The organism is Maribacter sp. Hel_I_7 (genome assembly GCF_000688315.1).
Taxonomy (GTDB): Bacteria; Bacteroidota; Bacteroidia; order Flavobacteriales; family Flavobacteriaceae; genus Maribacter; species Maribacter stanieri.
Window position 1 is genome coordinate 475005 of the sequence record NZ_JHZW01000002.1, and the last position, 19161, is coordinate 494165.

At 34.4% G+C, this 19161-nt stretch carries 22 protein-coding genes; 2 read left to right on the forward strand and 20 right to left on the reverse strand.

Features of this window, described 5'->3' with window-relative positions; translation table 11 throughout:
- Window positions 1-15: 15 nt before the first annotated feature.
- Window positions 16-846, forward strand: coding sequence for a mechanosensitive ion channel family protein (locus P178_RS0103640; RefSeq protein WP_027064940.1), 831 nt, complete (start codon window positions 16-18; stop codon window positions 844-846).
- 56 nt (window positions 847-902) lie between these two features.
- Here the strand turns inward: P178_RS0103640 and tsaB are convergent, their stop codons facing one another.
- From tsaB to cyoE, 17 genes are all read right to left on the reverse strand, one after another.
- A complete protein-coding gene (tsaB, locus tag P178_RS0103645) occupies window positions 903-1580 on the reverse strand; it encodes a tRNA (adenosine(37)-N6)-threonylcarbamoyltransferase complex dimerization subunit type 1 TsaB (protein WP_027064941.1) in 678 nt (225 codons plus the stop codon).
- An 81-nt stretch (window positions 1581-1661) separates the two neighbouring features.
- Entirely contained in the window at window positions 1662-3002 is a 1341-nt protein-coding gene (locus P178_RS0103650; protein ID WP_027064942.1) for a TolC family protein, read from the reverse strand.
- 66 nt (window positions 3003-3068) lie between these two features.
- On the reverse strand, window positions 3069-4193 hold the full coding sequence (locus tag P178_RS0103655) for an efflux RND transporter periplasmic adaptor subunit (protein WP_027064943.1): 1125 nt from the start codon (window positions 4191-4193) through the stop codon (window positions 3069-3071).
- Between the two features lie 43 nt (window positions 4194-4236).
- Window positions 4237-5493: an ABC transporter permease gene (locus tag P178_RS0103660; RefSeq protein ID WP_027064944.1), complete on the reverse strand. Its 1257-nt coding sequence runs from the start codon at window positions 5491-5493 to the stop codon at window positions 4237-4239.
- Window position 5494: 1 nt separating this feature from the next.
- Window positions 5495-6724, reverse strand: a complete 1230-nt coding sequence (locus P178_RS0103665) for an ABC transporter permease (protein ID WP_027064945.1) — start codon at window positions 6722-6724, stop codon at window positions 5495-5497.
- Window positions 6717-7418 (reverse strand): ABC transporter ATP-binding protein, encoded by a 702-nt coding sequence (locus P178_RS0103670; RefSeq protein WP_027064946.1) that lies wholly within the window; start codon window positions 7416-7418, stop codon window positions 6717-6719. Before P178_RS0103670 ends, P178_RS0103665 begins: the two co-directional genes overlap by 8 nt.
- A gap of 91 nt (window positions 7419-7509) precedes the next feature.
- Window positions 7510-8628: an efflux RND transporter periplasmic adaptor subunit gene (locus P178_RS0103675; protein ID WP_027064947.1), complete on the reverse strand. Its 1119-nt coding sequence runs from the start codon at window positions 8626-8628 to the stop codon at window positions 7510-7512.
- 30 nt (window positions 8629-8658) lie between these two features.
- Window positions 8659-9915 (reverse strand): ABC transporter permease, encoded by a 1257-nt coding sequence (locus P178_RS0103680; RefSeq protein ID WP_027064948.1) that lies wholly within the window; start codon window positions 9913-9915, stop codon window positions 8659-8661.
- A 26-nt stretch (window positions 9916-9941) separates the two neighbouring features.
- On the reverse strand, window positions 9942-11189 hold the full coding sequence (locus tag P178_RS0103685) for an ABC transporter permease (RefSeq protein ID WP_027064949.1): 1248 nt from the start codon (window positions 11187-11189) through the stop codon (window positions 9942-9944).
- Between the two features lie 113 nt (window positions 11190-11302).
- Complete coding sequence (locus P178_RS0103690) at window positions 11303-11521, reverse strand: hypothetical protein (protein ID WP_027064950.1); 219 nt, start codon at window positions 11519-11521, stop codon at window positions 11303-11305.
- Complete coding sequence (locus P178_RS0103695) at window positions 11511-12044, reverse strand: DUF420 domain-containing protein (RefSeq protein WP_027064951.1); 534 nt, start codon at window positions 12042-12044, stop codon at window positions 11511-11513. The genes P178_RS0103690 and P178_RS0103695 overlap by 11 nt, the downstream gene beginning before the upstream one ends.
- Window positions 12045-12054: 10 nt before the next feature.
- On the reverse strand, window positions 12055-12786 hold the full coding sequence (locus tag P178_RS0103700; protein WP_027064952.1) for an SCO family protein: 732 nt from the start codon (window positions 12784-12786) through the stop codon (window positions 12055-12057).
- Window positions 12786-13415, reverse strand: a complete 630-nt coding sequence (locus tag P178_RS0103705; protein ID WP_027064953.1) for a redoxin domain-containing protein — start codon at window positions 13413-13415, stop codon at window positions 12786-12788. The genes P178_RS0103700 and P178_RS0103705 overlap by 1 nt, the downstream gene beginning before the upstream one ends.
- Before the next feature lie 125 nt (window positions 13416-13540).
- Window positions 13541-13924 (reverse strand): cytochrome C oxidase subunit IV family protein, encoded by a 384-nt coding sequence (locus tag P178_RS0103710; protein WP_027064954.1) that lies wholly within the window; start codon window positions 13922-13924, stop codon window positions 13541-13543.
- Between the two features lie 53 nt (window positions 13925-13977).
- A complete protein-coding gene (locus P178_RS0103715; RefSeq protein ID WP_027064955.1) occupies window positions 13978-14952 on the reverse strand; it encodes a cytochrome c oxidase subunit 3 in 975 nt (324 codons plus the stop codon).
- Window positions 14953-15048: 96 nt separating this feature from the next.
- Window positions 15049-15630 carry a heme-copper oxidase subunit III gene (locus P178_RS0103720; protein WP_027064956.1) on the reverse strand — a complete coding sequence of 194 codons (582 nt, stop codon included), beginning with the start codon at window positions 15628-15630 and terminating at the stop codon, window positions 15049-15051.
- 2 nt (window positions 15631-15632) lie between these two features.
- A complete protein-coding gene (gene cyoE / locus P178_RS0103725; RefSeq protein WP_027064957.1) occupies window positions 15633-16535 on the reverse strand; it encodes a heme o synthase in 903 nt (300 codons plus the stop codon).
- A gap of 110 nt (window positions 16536-16645) precedes the next feature.
- On the opposite strand from cyoE, the gene P178_RS0103730 reads away from it, so the two are divergent.
- Complete coding sequence (locus P178_RS0103730) at window positions 16646-17515, forward strand: MBL fold metallo-hydrolase (protein WP_027064958.1); 870 nt, start codon at window positions 16646-16648, stop codon at window positions 17513-17515.
- 85 nt (window positions 17516-17600) lie between these two features.
- On the opposite strand, the gene P178_RS0103735 is transcribed toward P178_RS0103730, so the two are convergent.
- From P178_RS0103735 to gcvH, 3 genes are all read right to left on the reverse strand, one after another.
- Window positions 17601-18305, reverse strand: coding sequence for an energy transducer TonB (locus tag P178_RS0103735; protein WP_027064959.1), 705 nt, complete (start codon window positions 18303-18305; stop codon window positions 17601-17603).
- Window positions 18306-18367: 62 nt separating this feature from the next.
- The gene (locus tag P178_RS0103740; protein WP_143099052.1) at window positions 18368-18760 is read right to left on the reverse strand and encodes a VanZ family protein; all 393 of its coding nucleotides are present in this window, start codon (window positions 18758-18760) and stop codon (window positions 18368-18370) included.
- Complete coding sequence (gene gcvH, locus P178_RS0103745) at window positions 18753-19133, reverse strand: glycine cleavage system protein GcvH (protein WP_027064961.1); 381 nt, start codon at window positions 19131-19133, stop codon at window positions 18753-18755. Before gcvH ends, P178_RS0103740 begins: the two co-directional genes overlap by 8 nt.
- Window positions 19134-19161: the final 28 nt, after the last annotated feature.

Below are 19161 nucleotides of genomic sequence, written 5' to 3' on the forward strand. Positions count from 1 at the left end.
AAGAAAAAAAATTATATGTTAGATAAAATAACAAATCTGCAAGAACATGCAGATAATGCAATTGCCTGGTTATGGGCTGTTTTACCCAGTGTGTTATGGGCAATATTTCTTTTAATTGCCGGAACGTATTTAATACGATTCATCAATAAAATGATTCGCAAGTTTTTTGCTAAAAAAGACTATGATTTAGCACTAGAGACATTTTTACAAAGCTTTATTAGTATTGCTTTAAAAATTATATTATTTGTATTGGTTATTACCCAATTGGGAGTTCAAACAACTTCTTTAGTCGCTATACTTGCATCTGCAGGTTTAGCTATAGGTTTAGCACTACAAGGTTCATTGGCTAATTTTGCCGGTGGTGTACTTATCCTTTTATTTAAGCCTTTTAAAATAGGGGATTTTATATCTGCACAGGGTGTAGATGGAACGGTAAGGGAAATATCTATTTTCACTACTAAAGTAAGCACCTTTGGAAATCAAATAGCTATTATACCAAATGGTCAACTATCCAATAACACTATAACTAATTATAACGCATTAGATACTAGAAGAGATAAAATTGATGTTGGTATAGGTTACGGTTCTAACATAAAACAAGCCAAAGAAATATTATTAGCTATTTGCGCTGAACGCGAAACAATTTTAAAGGCTCCTGAACCAGAAGTATATGTAGGTGAATTAGGAGATAGTTCAGTAAATCTAACCCTTCGTTTTTGGGCGAACAATCCCGATTTTTGGGCTGCACATTTCTATGTGATGGAAGAAATTAAGTACAGATTTGATGCTGCAGGAATTGAAATACCATTCCCACAACGAGTGATTACACAAATGAAAGTCAATTAAATCATCTTACTGAATTAAAAAAGCCCTTGATTACTCAAGGGCTTTTTTAATATTTACTATTTAGCTTTCTTAGTTTGAAGGACAAAGTCTTTCAAATAATAAGGCTCAAAATAAGCTACATCTTCAAAATCATTTAGTTGATACTTATTTGAAGAAATGAAAGCCATTTCTTTTGCAGAAGGTACAATCTCGCAATGATATGTTATTGTATCATCCGGAATAAGCTCTTTTATCTTCTCCGCTCCACTTCCTAAAAAATGAACGTGCTTAGCATTTATATATTCTTGAAAAGAGCTCTCTTCTATAATCTCTGCCTTCGTTTCTCTAATCTCACTTAATTCAGCATCGAACACTGCAGAATACACCTCCATACGTCTAGCATCCAACACCGGAATCAAAACTTCATTTTCTTTAATCTGAATTTGAGATGCCATGCTTTTTAATGTAGCAACAGAAATCAATGGAATGCCTAAAGCGTAACATAAGCCCTTAGCCGCTGAAACTCCAATTCTTAACCCTGTATAAGAACCCGGACCTTTACTAACCGCTACGGCTTCTAAATCTTGCATTTGAACAGATGCCTCCTGCATTACTTCTTCTATAAAAATATGAAGTTTTTCTGCATGCGAATAGTTCGCTGAATTTGATTCCCTAATCGCAAGAATTTCTCCTTCCTTAGCGACGCAAACCGAACAATTTGTAGATGATGTTTCTAAATTCAATATTAAGCCCATAGTGCAAAGGTATTACTTACTACAAAATGAAAAAGCCTGTAACGATAAAATGTTACAGGCTTTTATATTTCTATATTTAATCTATTCTAATGAAATAGGAATCCCAAAATAAAATTCCAATATTTTTAGTCTGAATATGTAATCGTATTTTGTTCTAATTAATTCTGCCTCGGCATTATCAACTCTAGATTGTGCCTGACTAAAATCGAACGAGTTCATTAATCCTACATCAAAACGTTCTTTAGAATATTGATACGCAAGACTTCTTGCTTCTAAAGTTTTCTGTGCTGCCTCATAAGCTTTATAAAAACTAGTAACATCTACATACGCCTGGTTCACATCAGTCTCCAATTGCAACATAGTTCTTTCATATTCGATTCTCGCAATATCGACACTAATCTGAGAACGCTTTATACTATTTCTAACGCTCCATCCATTAAAAATCGGAATACTCATTTGTGCCCCATAGGAAATACCATCATTGATATATAATTGATCTTTTAATGGAATTTTCTCACCTGTAAATGGATCATTATTTTGATCGGAATATCTAGTATTATAGTTTATAAACGCTCCTAGGCTTGGATATTTAGCCCCTTTAGAAATTTCCAAATCCTTTTCAGCTAATTCTACACCAGAAAAAGCAAATTTAATATCATTTCTGAAGGTCAGAGCTTTATCAAAAATTACTTTAGCAGAGTTGTCTAAAATATCAGATGGAGGAATATCAAACTCTTCTTCTGCTATATCGAAATTTTCGTAATCTGTTATCCCTAGCATTTGTGCTAAATTGATTCTTGATATTAAAATCAAACTCTGAGAATTTATAATTTGCTGTTCCTGACCTGCGGCCGTAGCTTCTAACTCCAATAAGTCACCACGAGCAACAACACCTGATTCTACCAGTTCATTAGTCCTCTTTAAATCTTGTTCAGTAACAGCCAACTGAGCTTTAAAAACTTTTAGCGATTCTTTATTGGATAATACCTGCAGATAAGCATTTGCAACACTTAATCTAATATCATCCTTAATATCATCTAAACGATATTGATTTGCTATACCACTCAATTTTGCCCGTTCGATACGGTTATAATTCCTAAGACCATCAAACAAAGTAACCGATGAAGTTAAATCTCCTTGAGCTGAAAAAATCGTAGCAGAGACCAAATTATTGGTAGTTGGATCTAAAGCAAGACCTGTATTTGCAGATGCCTGCAAAGTTCCATTTAAATTTGGCAATAATGCCCCAAGAGCATCAGACTGATCGATTTTAGCGTTCTCTAAATCCAATTCATATTGCGCTACCGTAAGGTTGTTCTCTACAGCATAATACACACACTCCTCTAGAGTCCATTTCTTTTGTTGTGCCATCCCTACCACAACAGAAAATATCAGTAGTAATCCTGTGATTTTTACTTTCATTTTATTCTTTTTTAAACCAACCTATACCTAGGTTGACCGATTCGTTTTTTGATTTGATTGATTTTCTTAATCTTCGTTTGGACCGTTATCTTCACTTTTAGCCTCTAACTTGTTCCATATTTTTATTTTGGAATTCTCATCAATTCCTGAAACAATTTCAACATCTATACCATCACTTACACCAAGAACAAGCTCTCTCTTTTCAAACTCATTTTCACCCGTTTCTACTTCAACGTAAGGTTTATTGGTTTCTTTATCAAACTGCAATAAGGCTTCTTTAATTGAAAGCACATCTTTCTTTTCTTCTAATACAATAGATGCATTCGCACTATAACCAGCTCTAATATTAGTACTATCAGAAACTACCATATCACCTTCAATTTTGAATTGTACAGCGCCTTCTTCTTCAACACCTTTAGGAGCAATGAATTTTAATTTAGCATTGAATTTTTCATCTTGTAAAGCACCCATGCTAATTTCTAAAGGCATCCCTACTTTTAATTTACCAACTTCAGCCTCATCAACTTCGCCTTCAAAAATCATTTTAGACATATCAGCAATAAAAGCGATTGTAGTACCATCGTTAAAGTTGTTACTTTCAATAACCTGATCACCGACTTCTACAGGAATTTCTAACAACGTACCAGTTACCGTAGCCCTAATATTTGTATTAGCACTAGAAGAACCACCAGCAGAACCTACTCTAATAATTTGATAGTCTGCTTGAGCATTTTGCAATTCTTGCGTTGCCTGGTCAAATCTTAGTTGCAAGGCATTGAAATCTTGACTGGATATTACACCCTTATCAAAAAGTGTTTTGTTACGGTCATATTCAATTTTAGTATTGCTTAAAGAGATTTTAGCATTGTTAACCCTACCTCTAGCCTGATTTAGAGATTGCTCATTAGGTACTACTTTAATAGTTGCTATTAAATCCCCAGCTTTTACTTGAACACCCTCTTCTAAATATACTTTTTGGATGATACCTGAAATTTGAGGTTTAATTTCAATTTCGTCTTGCGGAATTACCTTTCCGGTAACAACTACCTTATTGGTAATATCTCTTTTTACAACTGTTTCAGTTTCATATGTTTTTAAAGGAGTGCTATTCTTCTTTAAAAAATAGACTACTGCAGCCAGTATTCCTAAAACTGCTATTCCTATTAATACGTACTTTACATACTTGTTCATGCTCAACTATTTGATTGTTATTTATTCTTTGTTGTTTGGTCTGTTACTCTTCTCTTAATGCGTCAATTGGTTTTATTCTTATAGCCCTATTTGCCGGTATTAATCCTATTAATACACTAAGACCTACCATTAGAATAAAAGAGACTAAAAATTGTGGTATGCTAATCATTAAATTATAAAATGGCATATCGCTATTATCACCTATTAAGTTATTTGCTATTGCCAAAAACCCTACTGCGATTGCAAAACCGACAAAACCAGCAAACACGGTAATTACTATAGATTCTAAAACTATTTGTCTTTTTACCACTTTTGGTGTTGCCCCCAAGGCACGTCTTATGCCTATTTCTTTTGTACGTTCTTTTACCGTAATCAATAGAATATTACTAATGGCAATTACACCTGCCAATAACGTAAGTATGCCTACAAAAAATGAAACACCTTGCAGTACGCCGGTAAAAGCTTTGACATTATTAAACACTTCAGACATATCGAAACTACCAATAGCGCGTTCGTCTATTGGGTTGATATCGTACTTATTCTTCAATAAACGTTTTATTTGACTTTCAACGACTGGCACTTTTGCATCTGATTTTACTGAAATTGCCATCCACCCCATTCTATCACCTGACCCAAATGCTTTTTGAAATGTGGAAAAAGGAATATAGACGGAATTTTCACCATCAATGTTAATGTTTTGATTAGGCTTATAAATTCCGACAATGTTAAAGAATACACCGTTTATACGAACATCTTCACCTATTGCCTTTTCCCCTTTTTCAAATAGTAATTTATAAGTCTCTTCCCCTATAACACAAACCTTCTTAGATTCGGTCATATCATTTTCATTTAGAAACCGACCTTCTACCAGTTTCTTTTTCATGATTTCATCTATATTGGGATAATCTCCATATACCGCAGAACCACTAGTCAAACCATTTCTATAAACAGTAACCACACCCCTATGACTACCAAGTTCTATTCTTGGCGCTAGCACTTCAATTTCAGGTATTTGTTCTTTAAGTATAGTTGCGTCTTCTAATTTAAATTGAATTCTACGCCCTCTTTCAAAGCCTTTATATGGTTCTGATGTGCTTTGGCTCCACACAAATAAACTATTAGAAGCTGTACCCGCAAATATCTTCTGAAAACCATTACTCATTCCGTTTGCACCACCTAATAGCAATACTAAAATTATCATAGCAATGATAACCCCTAACATTGTTAAAAATGTTCGAAACAAGTTCTTACCCAATGTGGCAAAAATCTCAGACCATAAATCCCTATCTAATATCCACATATTATTTATCGCTTAATGCTACAATTGGTTTCACTCTTGCCGCTTTCATTGCAGGAATTAATCCTGCCAATACACCAGCCACTATTAATATAATTGTAGCCGTTACCACAATTGACATACTTACCGAAGGATTTGCAAAAGCACCAGTTTTAATATTAGGTCCAACAATTGCCAGTAATCCCGTTGCAATGCCCAATCCTATAAATCCGGATAAAGCCGTAATAAAAACCGATTCAAACAAAACCAATTTTATAATCGACCATGGCTCAGCACCCAAAGCTTTACGTACACCGATTTCTTTAGTACGCTCTTTAATGATAAACACCATAATATTACCGATACCGACAATACCAGATAGTAATATTAAAAGTCCCACTATAATTACTGCGATATCTAAACCACCTGTAAAGTTGCTGATATCTTCAAAAACCTCTGCGTAGTTAAAGATCCTAATTCCTGATTGATCCTTAGGAGCAATTTTAAAACGCCTTCTAAAAACATTTTCTAATCTATCTGAAAAAGCAAGTGCTTCTGTTAAGTCATAATTAGGATTATAAGTCAATGCAATTTGATCAATATGATTTGTTTGACCGTACATTTTTTGATACGTACTTGTTGGCGCATAGATATTGCGTTCAGCGTTATCATCCCCATCATCTGTAAAAACACCAATGACCCTAAAAGGCAATCCATTGAATTCAACGAATTTGCCAATGGCGTCCTCATTCTTAAACAAATCCTCTTCTACTTTTCTACCTATAACGGCAACTTTAGATGCATTTAAAAGATCGTTGGTATTAATGAAACGCCCTTTATTCACAATAGTCTTTTCAATTGCCTGGTGATCAGGATATACAGCTTGAATGTTATAACTACCTGTTTCGCTCTTATAACGTGCAGATGTATTTTGGTATACCCTAGGACTTATATATTCTACATCATTTGGAAAACTTCTTTTGATGTATTCAATATCATCATTCGTCATTTGAATTCTCCGTCCAGCTTCAAATCCACCATAAGCTAATGATGTAGTTCCAGTTCTTACGAAAATAGAGTTCGTAGCATCATCGCTAAATTGTAGTGTAAAACCATTCTGCATTCCTTTTACAGATGCCAACAGCAATACTAAAATAAATATTCCCCAACCTACCGAAAACCCGGTAAGAAAAGTTCTAAGCTTATTGTTGCTTATACTGTGATATATTTCTTGCCAAATGTCTCTATCAAACATATTGTTCGGCTCTTACTTGTTCTATTTTCTTATCCTCTATAATTACCCCATCCTTTAAATGAACAATACGCTTACACATATCGGCAATATCAGGTTCGTGAGTAACTATCAAAATAGTATTACCGGCATCATTAATTTTCTGAATCAAGTCCATAACCTCATAAGAAGTTTTACTATCCAAAGCACCTGTTGGCTCATCTGCCAATAAAACTTTAGGCTCTGCCGCCAATGCCCTTGCTATTGCGACACGTTGTTTTTGACCACCAGAAAGTTCGCTAGGTAAATGACCTGCCCATTCTTTAAGACCTACTTGTTCTAAATATTTAAGGGCTTTTTCTTGACGTTCCTTTCTTGGTACTTTTTGGTAGTACAGCGGTAATGCAACATTTTCGGCTGCACTTTTATAATTGATAAGGTTGAATGATTGAAAAACAAAACCTAAGAACTTATTTCTATATCGCGCGGCTTTTGTTTCATTTAAATCTTTAATAGGCACGTTATCTAAAATATACTCTCCAGAATCAGAACTATCCAACATTCCTAAAATATTTAGTAAGGTAGATTTACCCGAACCAGAAGAGCCCATGATAGCTACTAATTCGCCCTCCTCAACATTAAAATTTATTCCTTTAAGAACGTGAAGTGAATTCTTGCCCATTTTATAGGACTTGTGAAGATCTTTGATTTGAATCATGTTGGTTGTTGTTTTGAACAATTTTTACACTGCCTATTCATTAGACTACCTAGTGTATTATTTGTTACATCAATTGATTTATTTTTTTACTTTATTCATTTTCAGCAAGCTCATCGGGCTTTACCTCGTTCCATACCTTAATTTTATCACCTTCTTTAATGCCTGAATTTATTTGAACATGAATTCCATCGCTGATACCTAATTCAATATCTCTTCTTTCAAATTCTTGATCACCAGTTGCAATTTCTACAAATGGTTTTTTGGTTTTATCATCGAATTGCACCAAAGCTTCTTTCACAGCTAAAACGCTATCTGCACGAGCTAAAATTATAGATGCATTTGCACTTAAACCTGCTCTAATGAATACGGAGTCTTGTTTCTTAAGCGTCCCTTTTATTTCAAACTGTATAGCACCATTCTCTTCGTTTCCTTTCGGGGCTATATAATCTAATACAGCATCGAACACTTTATCTTCTATTGCACCTACAATAATTTCTAGCGGAAGATTTTCTTTGATTTTTCCAACTTCAGATTCATCAACCTTACCTTCAAAAATCATTTTATCAACATCGGCTATAGCTGCAATGGTAGTGCCTTCATTAAAATTATTACTTTCTATGACCTGATTACCTACTTCAACAGGGACTTCTAAGACCATACCACTAACAGTAGCTCTAATTTGTGTATTTGCAGCATTACCAAATCCAGAGGTAGTACCCGTTTTCACAATATCATATCTTTTATTGGCGGCTGCATAAGATTGCTTAGACTGATCATAGCTTAATTGAGCACGCTCTAAATCTACTTTAGAAATTACCCCTTTGGTAAACAAACCTTTTTGACGACCTAAATTACGTAATTGATCATCTAGGTTTATTTTAGCTTCATTAATATTATTCCTGGCATCATTTAGAGAGCTTAGATTTGGAACTACTTTAATGGTACAAAGCAAATCGCCAGATTTTACATAGTCGCCACCTTCCACAAAAATCTTCTCTATAACACCAGATATATTTGGTTTTATAAGCACCTCTTCTAATGGCAGAATACTGCCCGTAGCCATGGTTTTTTTAATAATGGTCTGCTTAGAAGGTTCTTCTGTTTGATACACCACTGGGTCTTCTGCATTTTTTGAATACAAATAAAACATAGACCCGCCAAAGGCAAGCACTATAATAAGAAGGATGATAATTGTTGTTGACTTTTTCATTTTTTGATTGGTTATATTTTGATGATAATTTTATTCTGTTCTTAAAGCTTCAATTGGTCTTATTTTGATGGCACTCTGGGCAGGTATAAACCCCGCTAACAATCCAGAGAATATTAAAATGACCAACGCACTCACTACCACACCTAAGCTTACACTTGGGTTTATAAACATATCTACCGGACCTACGGAATCAAGTACTGCATTTACGCCGTAAATAAATGCCGCTCCAAAAATTATCCCGATCATTCCTGAAATAATGGTTAGAAAAATAGACTCCATCAATATTTGCTTTTTAATTGACCAAGGCGCTTCACCTAAAGCCCTTCGAATACCAATTTCTTTAGTCCGTTCTTTAATGACAATTAGCATAATGTTGCTCACCCCAATAATACCGGATAACAAAACGAGTACACCTACAAAATAAGCCACCCATCTTAGTGCACCGAACAAACTCTCTACACGATTAAACTGTTCATACAAATCAAAATACCCAACGGCACGTTTATCGTCTGGATGAATTTTTCTATTCTCTTTGACCACCCCAACAATTTTCTCTTTTAGTTCCGAAATAGAACTACCATCATTGGCAGTAATTGCCATCCAACCAACATCGTTACCCATATTAAAAGCCTGAGAAAAAGCTGTAAACGGAACATAGATTTCTTTTTGACCCTCTTCCCCGCCGCCACTATCTTTTTTCTGATACGTACCAACCACCATAAAATTCACACCTTGAATTTTTATATAAGTCCCTATTACTGTTTCACCCTGGTCGTACAATTCATTTTGCACACCATCGCCAATGATTGCTATTTTTCTTTTGTATTCAATATCATTTTGATTAACAAACCTGCCAGAAGTAATGGTCATTGGTTCTTGCCTTATTATTTCGGGATAATCGCCATAAACATTAAACGCACCTGTTTTTAGACCACGTACCACATTATTACCACTCCCAAAACCACCTAGCTGATTTCTTGGGGAAATAAAACGTAGGTTAGGAACCTTATCATTGATAGCCTGTACATCTTCAAGTTTGAAACTAAAACGTCTTCCCTTAGGCAACCCCTTGTATGATATTGTTGTATTTCTTGACCACATGAACATGGTATTCGTAGCTATGTCACCAAAATCTGCACGAATTCCATTCTCCAAACCTTTACCCGCAGCAAGAAGTATAATTAGAATGAATATGCCCCAACCCACCCCAAAAGAAGTAGCCAATGTCCTAAAAACATTACTAGACAAAACTTCTAATATTTCTTTCCAACGGTCTCTATTGAACATGGCTGTTTATTAATTATTCTTTAAATTTATTCGTCTTTAAGCGCTTCTATAACATGAATTTTTGCTGCTCGCCAAGCTGGGAAAAATCCTGCTATGGCTCCAGCAAAAATTAATACGAATACCGTTGTTATTGCTACATTAAAGTTTACAGAAGGATTCAACACATAATCCACTTCTACATGTGGACCAACAATTTCCAACAGTCCCATACTTAAAATAAGACCTGAAAAACCTGCAATGGCAGTTATAAAAATGGCTTCATGCAAAATCATACCAACAATAGACCATGGCTTTGCCCCTAAAGCTTTACGAATACCTATTTCTCTTGTACGTTCTTTAACCACAATGAGCATTATATTACTTACCCCTACAATACCGGCAATTATGGTACACACACCTACAAACCAAAAGAAGAACTTAATACCACCCATTAAGGCATAAAAACGTTTAGCCTCTTCCATAGGGTTATATACTTGTATGGCACTTGTATCATCTGGTGCAACCGTATGTACTTTCTGCAAGTACGACTTTAGGTCATTTTTAAATTTAATGGATTGCGCAACTGCAGTTTCAAAATCTTCTACAGGAGGTAATGTATAGGAAAGATTATTTAAATGATCTGCACCGTTAAAAACTTGTTGTGCGGTAGTAACAGGAATATAGATACGGTCTTCTTCACGTTCTCCTCCTATATCACCATATATACCAACAATTTTAAAAGGAATGCCAGATAGGTCTAAAAACTCCCCAATAGGGCTATCTAGTTCTTGAAATACTTCTCTATTTATCTTATTACTGATAATAGCCACCTTAGCCTTAGAATCTATGTCTTGTAGATTTAAGAATCTACCTTCGGTCATAAACTCATTTTCAATAAACTGAAAATCGCCAGATACTCCTTGAACATTATAAGCCAAAGATTCACTACCGTAATTAACAAAAACATCTCTTACGAATAACCGAGGGGATTTGTTTTCTATTTGGTCTTCAAATAATACATTGGCAATTTCAAAGTTTTCATTTCTGAATTGAATAGGTCTACCAGGGTTCATACCCTTAAACTCTTTAGTTGTCACTCCCGGCCAAACCCAAACACTCGTAGCTGCATCTTGTTCAAATTCTTTGGCTATACCATTTTGCATGCCTTGACCAAAACCCAATAAAATGACTAGAATGAAAATTCCTGAAGCGACTGATAGTCCAGTCAAAAACGTTCGTAACTTATTCTTGCGAATAGTATCGAATATTTCTTGCCAACGTTCTAAGTCGAACATAAGATTGATTGATTAGATTGATTGATGAATGCAATACAAGTACTACACAATCATAAGACTAACCAAACGGAAGAATGTTACACTATTTGAAGAAAAAAATAATAGAAAGAGAATTAAGCCCTCATTTTTCTATAGATAAAATAGAAAAGACCAGCTACCAAAATATAAGGTACCGCCATTAAATAAACTATACCATTATTAATACCTTCTGCAGCTTTACCAGAAGATTCACTTTCTAAAACAGCTCTACACATAGCGCATTGTGCATCAGCATCAAAAGGAATCAATGATATCAAAATCAATAAAATTAATAATGTTCGTTTAGTATACATAATAGGGAGATATCATTAAATAAACTACAACACCGGTTACCGCAACATAAAGCCAAACAGGAAAAGTATATTTAGCCAACGCCCTGTGATCTTCAAATTTCTTTAAATATGCCATTGCATAAGTTCTTAGCACTAAAGGAATTAATGCTATTGATAAGACAATATGAGTAATTAGAATAAAGAAGTAAACATACCGTACTACACCTTCACCACCATAACTCGTAGAATCAGAAGTCATATGATAAGCGATATACATCACTAAAAACAATAAAGACAATACTATATTGGTGGTCATTAAATTCTGATGTAGTTTTTCTTTTCCATTTTTTATAGCCCAAACCGCAACTAATAACAACACAGCTGTAAGCCCATTTATAGCAGCATAAATAGGAGGTAAAAACGACAAAGGTTCTACATTAGGTAATTTTACTCCAAAGAGAATTGCCACAACAATAGGGATGATTATAGATACCACCGCTATTAACTTATTAAATTTCCGCTCGTCCTTTACATTCCCTTGCATACCTAAACTCTTATTCTTCCAACAATTTTTTAATATCCTCTTTTAAAATACCTATCTCTTCGGTTTCCCCTTGATCATTTGCTCCTTTTTCTTCTAAAATAGCTCCACGATAATAAACGATAGGGTTTCCAAACTCATCTATTCTTGAACGTAAATAACCATCTTTATCTACTAAGGCAAACAACCCTGAGTGTTCAAATCCGCCAGGTACATCTGGCATTTCTGCTGCGAAAATATTGAAACCCGCATTTGCTAATTGATAAATAGAATCATGATCACCCGTCATTAGATTCCAATTTTCATTATTAACTTCATACTTTTCAACATATTCCCTTAGAACTGCAGGTGTATCAAAATCAGGAGTAATACTAAAAGAAGCAATTGCAAAATCCTTTTCACCTATAAAATGATTTTGTACACTTACCAAATTGGTAGTCATTACAGGACAAATACTAGGGCATCTAGTAAAAAAGAAATCTACCACATAGACTTTTCCTAGATAGTCTTTATCAGAAACCAGCACACTATCTTGATTAATAAATTCAAATGAAGGTACTTTTCGTCGCTTACCATCTAATAGAATATAAGCTAATTTCTGACTACTGTTAGCGTTGGAATTATTCAAACGATCATTTTCAACTATAGAACCAGATGATACCGTATCTACTATTCTTGGCACTACAATAATTCCAAAAATTAGAACAATCAATGAAACCCAAACGTATGTATATTTCTTATTCATTATTTAGCGCTATCAGGATTATTCTTTTTTAAGGCAAGTCGGTATTCTGCTAAAATAATTTTAACATCGTCTACCATTTTATTGTTCAAATCTGCAACAGAATTTGAATTAAAACCATATTTTGTTCCATCATCCTCATCATTAGACCTTCCTCTAAGAGTTAAATCTTTATCTACGATAAAAACATAGGGCGTACTATATTTAGCATCCAGCTCAATATCAGTTTTGAGGCTTTTGAAAATAGAATTTATTTGCTCATCACTTGCATAAACAAAATTCCATTTGTCATTATCAGCTAAAGTAGCTAGTTCAGTTTTGAGAGCTTCTACTTCACTTTCTTGATCTTTAGAAATTAACATTACAAATTGAAAATCCCCAAACTCGTAAAACCTTTTGTATATTTTTTGATTCAAATTAAAGGCATTACCCTTTCTACCTTCCACATCTGAACCTAAAAAACCTAGAACGGTTATTTTACCCTTGAACTGAGCTTGATCAGAAAAATCTATTTCATGCACATCTTTTGTTAGCTGTGCTAGTTTACCAAAATTTGTAACCCCAGAAGCAAAGAATAAATATGCTACTATAGGAAGCACAAATAAGACAACAAGAACAAAGGTCTTTTTCATATATCAAGAAGACAAGTTACGGCTGCAATTTAGAAAGCAACCCAAAGAATAAGTATTAAAATACAAACTTTACAAAAATAAAAAAGACGGTTATAAAACCGTCTTTTAATTCTGTTAATTATAACTTAGAAATTCCAACTTACAAAGCCATCCTTATATACGTTATAGATATAATCTGCTTCTACAAGAAGAATAAACACTAAATAGATAACCAAGAATATAGGTGTCCAAACTATAGCTCTTCTTAACGAAGACTTCTCATCACGTAAGTGCATAAAGTCCCAAGCAATATAATAAGCCTTAACCAAGGTTAAAATGATAAAGATCCAGTTGATCGTTTTCATCCCCAATACATAAGTATCAGTCAAAGACTCTGGCTTTATAATACCTAACACCACTTCTACAGCAGTTATTAAGGTTAAAAAAGCTAATACTCCCCAGATTTTCTGTGTGTTAGATTTGAACTTTACAAGTCCTCTAAAAATTTCTAATTTATGTCCGTCTGCCATTTTACTTTAATCTAAAATTCTATATACCGTAATACTGTTTTTCTTAAAAAGGATTATACCAAGTAGAAGAAGGTAAATACAAATACCCAAACTAAATCTACAAAGTGCCAGTACAGTCCGATTTTCTCAACCATTTCATAATGACCTCTTCTTTCGTATGTACCAATAATAACATTAAAGAAAATTATAATATTGATAACTACACCAGAGAATACGTGGAAACCGTGAAAACCTGTAATAAAGAAAAAGAAATCTGCGAATAACCTGCTTCCGTATTCATTATGTATCAAATTAGCACCTTCTACAACTTGTGTTGCCTCTGCCAATTTAGCCAATGATGCTTTTCTATCTAATAACGTTTTCTCACCTTCCTCATTAATCAATTCCGTTCTAATCAAAATATTAGAATCAGCCTTGAAACCCTCAACTACTTCTTCTAAAGAAACAGTTGGTAAAGCAGACTCTTGAAAGAACCAAAGTCCATTTTTTCTTTCGTGAATAACCCTATCTCCAGGCAATGATGCTGCAAAATCAGATAATGAAGCTCTTTCTCCTGTATCCGCTTTTACAAATTGCAATATTCTACCTCCTTTAGTTTCTAATGCACCATGGTCACCTTTAATAAAAGTACCCCATTCCCAAGCTTGTGAGCCTACGAAAATAATACCACCAATGATGGTAGCGAACATATACCATGTAACAGCATTTTGCTTCATCTTATGACCAGCGTCTACTGCCAACACCATCGTTACCGATGACATAATCAATATAAAGGTCATAAAAGCAACATAAATCATGGGATAATTTCCATGAAAGAAAGGAACGTGTGTAAACACCTCGTCCGCAATTGGCCATGTTTCTATAAATTTAAATCTTGAAAAGCCGTAAGCCGCTAAAAATCCAGAGAAAGTTAACGCATCCGACACAAGGAAAAACCACATCATTAATTTACCGTAGCTTGCTCCTAAGGGTTGATTACCTCCACCCCATACGCTTGTTTCCGTTCCCGTAGTCACCGTAGAATTCATATACTAGTTATCGTTTTAATAAAACTTTAGCAAATTTACATTTTTTTGAACTATTTAAAAACGCAATTCGACCCAAAACTTATTTTGATTCACATTTTATTTTACAAAGAACATAAATAACACTAAATAGATCCATAATAAATCTAAAAAATGCCAAAATGTTGCCCCTAAGGTAACACCTAAATAGTTTTCAGTGCTATATTTTCCTTTGTTTTGATTATATAATACAACCAATAGCGATATCATTCCTGCTACAACATGCACAACATGCACCATAGCAATTAAAAAGATATACGAAACTTTTATACTACTGGTCGGTCCTGTAAAGTAATACCCATCTGCCACCATCTGAGAAAAACCAGAAAACTGAAGAACCACAAATAGAACTCCTAAACCTAACGTAATCCACAACCATTTAGTACCCTTAGCATTTTCCCCATTTTTAATGGCATTTTTAGCCAACATATAGCAGAAGCTACTTACAATAATAGCTAACGTACTATACAAAAATGAATTAGGCAGTAGAATATCACTAGACCAATCTTCTCTAGAGCTACTTACAATATACGCACTTGTCCATCCTGCAAAACCCATTAGTAGGCTAACGATACCAAACCATAGCATCATTTTCTTTGCCCTAGCATTCTTCTCTACCTCCGTTCCCTGTGTTAAATCCATAATTAAGCTAAAAATTTATCTATTACGTAAACAATTTGCATCAATGTTATATAACTAACGCTTGCTAACATTAATTTTCTTGCTGAAACATTGTCCTTTTTTCTGTAAAGTTGAAAAGCGAATCCTAACATTACCGCACCCATTAAAAAGATTATTACCGCTGCTACTACAGACAACTGTAATCTACCCGTAATTCCAAAAACAGGAATTACGGAAACCGCCATCATCCAAATAGTGTACATTATAATTTGAAGCACAGTAGCCGCATCTTTTTTACCTGTTGGCAACATTTTAAAACCACCACTTCTATAATCATCATCTAACATCCACCCCAGTGCCCAAAAATGTGGGAATTGCCAAAAGAATTGAATCATAAACAAGGTGCCCGGCTCAATACCAAAATCATCGGTGGCTGCTACCCAACCCAACATAAAAGGAATTGCTCCTGGTATGGCTCCAACAAATACCGCTAAAGGAGTAATGGTTTTTAACGGGGTATACACGCTGGTATAAAGAAATATAGAAATAGCCCCAAACATTGCTGTTTTAGGGTTTAACAGATATAACGATAAAATACCAAGCAAGGTCAATACAACCGCAATAGTCATGGCGAAATTAACCGTCATACGACCAGCGGGTATAGGTCTATTTTTAGTACGCTTCATTAAAGCATCTAAATCTTTCTCTATAACCTGGTTATAGGCATTGCTAGCCCCTACCATACAATAACCGCCAAATGCCAATAAGAAAACTTGAAACCATTGAATTTCGTAGGCTCCTAAAAAATAGCCTGCAATGGATGAAAAAACGACACTAATAGCCAATCTAGCCTTGGTAATTTCCTTAAAATCGGCAAATAACAATGCAAGTGCATTATTTTTCATCGAACCAATAGCCGTTTTCATATTTTTTAAATAGGTCTGCAAAGATAACCCCCCTACTATATTTCTGCAACCTTAAACCTTTATTTCTAGTATATTTGAAAGCCAAGAAATTAACACTTTAACACTTTAAAATGAAACATTTAAACTTACTTATTACACTTCTTCTAATTCACTCTATTTGCTGGAGTCAAGAGAAAGAAGTTACCATTACAATTGACACGCTTACTAGCGAAGTATATATGCTTACTGGACAAGGAGGAAATATTGGTCTCTATGTTAACGGTAACCACAGTTTTATGATAGACGATCAATTTGCCAGATTAAGTCCTAAAATAAAACAAGCTATCTCAAGCATTACCGACAAACCATTAAAATATTTAATAAATACACATTTACATGGTGACCACACAGGTGGTAATGCAGAGTTTAATTCTGAATCTACAATACTAATCGCCCAAAATAATGTTAGAAAAAGTCTCGAGAAAAAGCTAGAAGAGCAACCTGAACTAGGTGAAGAAATTTTACCAGAAATTACCTTTTCAGAAGAATTACAATTGTTTGAAAACGATGAAACCATAATGGCATTTCACGTACATAATGCCCATACAAATAGTGATGCAATGATTTATTTTGTCAAAAACAATGTACTTCATATGGGTGACACTTATTTTTCTGGTCGATATCCTTATATGGACTTAAAGAATGGCGGTAGTGTTGAAGGTTATATAGCAGCTATAGAAAAAGCGATTATGGTTATTGATGATGATACTTTAATCATACCTGGTCATGGCAGACCCTCAAACAAGCAAAAATTAATAACTTACCTTGAAATGCTAAAAACCATAGAAGCAAGCATAATTAAGGCTATAGCCTCTGGTGACACCCTAGAACAGGTAGAAAAGAATTCATCAATCTCTTCTAAATATGATGCTGAATTCGGAACCGGATTTATTAGCCCTGAACGAATGAGAAACATTTTTTATACCAGTTTAAAAAAATAGATTTCTATTAAAAAATTAATACCAAAAAAAATCCCGAGCAGTTTGCTCGGGATTTTTTTATATCATTTAAAATAGTAATAAAATACTATTGTAATTTAAAATTAATTGGAATACTAAAAGGAACACGTACTGCTCTACCTCTCTGCTTACCAGGAGTCATTTTTGGTAATTTACTGATAATTCTAGCAGCTTCAGCTTCTAAGTTCTTATCCGGTCCACGCATTCTAACGTTACCAATACTACCATCTTTCTGGATTACGAACATTACACTAACTCTACCTTGAACACCCATTTCTTGAGCAATTTCTGGGTAACGGAAGTTTTTACCAATGTGTTTTTGAATCATTTTGTTAAAACAAGCTCTTTTATCGCTCTCACTTTCACAACCTGGAAATACAGGTACATCTTCAATAACAGCAAAAGGAACATCAACGTCTTCTTCGATTTCATCAACAACAACGTCTTCAACCTCAACGATTTCTTCTTCTTGACTAGTTTCAGTAGATTCGATTACAGTTTCTTCAACCTCTTCTTCATCTTCTACAACTTCAATAATTTCAGGTGCAGCTGGTGGCGGTGGAGGTGGTGGAGTTTTAATCTGTTCTGTCATTGGCACTTCTTCATCTAAAAGATCATCCACATTCATAGAAATATCATAATCATTTACCTCATCATACGTTTTCCACTCAAATGCTACGTAAGTAAATAACATTACTGCGAATAAACCGATAACGAAATAAAGACTGCTGTTCTTTGTTAAATCCGCCTTAGGATTCTTTTTAGGTTCCATATATATTCAATTTAGTGATTGCTAATTTAACTAATTAATCCATAAAAATGCAACTAAAATTTTCATTTTAACGACGAGGTGCGAAAAAATAAAAATCGTAAGACCAACATTCCTACAATAGCTCCTGTAGAATTAGCTAGTGCATCCAAAGGATCTCCGTGCCTATCTAACGTTGCCACATGTTGTAACACTTCAATAATTATGCCGTACAGTACCGCGAATAAAACAATGTACCACAATAACTTAGACTCACCTGCACCCACACCTCTTTTCTTAGATATTGCCATGTACCCTAGCACTACAACACCAAAATAAAAGGTAAAATGAACCGCCTTATCTATATGGGGAATATTGATGCTTGAGGTACCAACATCTGAAAAAGAAAATAAGCTGAAAAATGTTACAAACATCATCCAGCTTATGAAAAGTACTTTATAAACAGTGTTTTTAACCACCAATTATCTCTTTATATGCAGCATCGCTCAATAAATCTTCGACTTCGCTTGCATTACTAATTTTTATTTTCACCATCCATCCTGCTCCATAAGGATCAGAATTTACTTTTTCAGGCTCATCTTCTAAAGCTTCGTTGAACTCGATAATCTCACCAGATAAAGGAGAGAATAAGTCAGAAACAGTTTTTACTGCTTCTACCGTACCAAATATTGCTTCACGATCCAAACTCTCATCTAAGGTATCTACTTCTACGTAAACAATATCACCTAATTCACCTTGTGCGAAATCTGTAATACCTACGGTTGCTATATCACCGTCTATCTTAACCCACTCGTGGTCTTTTGTATATTTTAATTCAGCTGGTATATTCATTATAATCGTTTATTATTTTTTACTTCGG

What these genes read in the sequence shown, in the direction of transcription:
- P178_RS0103640 (WP_027064940.1), top strand. Translation starts at nt 16, where the DNA reads ATGTTAGATAAAATAACAAATCTGCAAGAACATGCAGATAATGCAATT.
- tsaB (WP_027064941.1), bottom strand. Translation starts at nt 1,580, where the DNA reads ATGGGCTTAATATTGAATTTAGAAACATCATCTACAAATTGTTCGGTT.
- P178_RS0103650 (WP_027064942.1), bottom strand. Translation starts at nt 3,002, where the DNA reads ATGAAAGTAAAAATCACAGGATTACTACTGATATTTTCTGTTGTGGTA.
- P178_RS0103655 (WP_027064943.1), bottom strand. Translation starts at nt 4,193, where the DNA reads ATGAACAAGTATGTAAAGTACGTATTAATAGGAATAGCAGTTTTAGGA.
- P178_RS0103660 (WP_027064944.1), bottom strand. Translation starts at nt 5,493, where the DNA reads ATGTGGATATTAGATAGGGATTTATGGTCTGAGATTTTTGCCACATTG.
- P178_RS0103665 (WP_027064945.1), bottom strand. Translation starts at nt 6,724, where the DNA reads ATGTTTGATAGAGACATTTGGCAAGAAATATATCACAGTATAAGCAAC.
- P178_RS0103670 (WP_027064946.1), bottom strand. Translation starts at nt 7,418, where the DNA reads ATGATTCAAATCAAAGATCTTCACAAGTCCTATAAAATGGGCAAGAAT.
- P178_RS0103675 (WP_027064947.1), bottom strand. Translation starts at nt 8,628, where the DNA reads ATGAAAAAGTCAACAACAATTATCATCCTTCTTATTATAGTGCTTGCC.
- P178_RS0103680 (WP_027064948.1), bottom strand. Translation starts at nt 9,915, where the DNA reads ATGTTCAATAGAGACCGTTGGAAAGAAATATTAGAAGTTTTGTCTAGT.
- P178_RS0103685 (WP_027064949.1), bottom strand. Translation starts at nt 11,189, where the DNA reads ATGTTCGACTTAGAACGTTGGCAAGAAATATTCGATACTATTCGCAAG.
- P178_RS0103690 (WP_027064950.1), bottom strand. Translation starts at nt 11,521, where the DNA reads ATGTATACTAAACGAACATTATTAATTTTATTGATTTTGATATCATTG.
- P178_RS0103695 (WP_027064951.1), bottom strand. Translation starts at nt 12,044, where the DNA reads ATGCAAGGGAATGTAAAGGACGAGCGGAAATTTAATAAGTTAATAGCG.
- P178_RS0103700 (WP_027064952.1), bottom strand. Translation starts at nt 12,786, where the DNA reads ATGAATAAGAAATATACATACGTTTGGGTTTCATTGATTGTTCTAATT.
- P178_RS0103705 (WP_027064953.1), bottom strand. Translation starts at nt 13,415, where the DNA reads ATGAAAAAGACCTTTGTTCTTGTTGTCTTATTTGTGCTTCCTATAGTA.
- P178_RS0103710 (WP_027064954.1), bottom strand. Translation starts at nt 13,924, where the DNA reads ATGGCAGACGGACATAAATTAGAAATTTTTAGAGGACTTGTAAAGTTC.
- P178_RS0103715 (WP_027064955.1), bottom strand. Translation starts at nt 14,952, where the DNA reads ATGAATTCTACGGTGACTACGGGAACGGAAACAAGCGTATGGGGTGGA.
- P178_RS0103720 (WP_027064956.1), bottom strand. Translation starts at nt 15,630, where the DNA reads ATGGATTTAACACAGGGAACGGAGGTAGAGAAGAATGCTAGGGCAAAG.
- cyoE (WP_027064957.1), bottom strand. Translation starts at nt 16,535, where the DNA reads ATGAAAACGGCTATTGGTTCGATGAAAAATAATGCACTTGCATTGTTA.
- P178_RS0103730 (WP_027064958.1), top strand. Translation starts at nt 16,646, where the DNA reads ATGAAACATTTAAACTTACTTATTACACTTCTTCTAATTCACTCTATT.
- P178_RS0103735 (WP_027064959.1), bottom strand. Translation starts at nt 18,305, where the DNA reads ATGGAACCTAAAAAGAATCCTAAGGCGGATTTAACAAAGAACAGCAGT.
- gcvH (WP_027064961.1), bottom strand. Translation starts at nt 19,133, where the DNA reads ATGAATATACCAGCTGAATTAAAATATACAAAAGACCACGAGTGGGTT.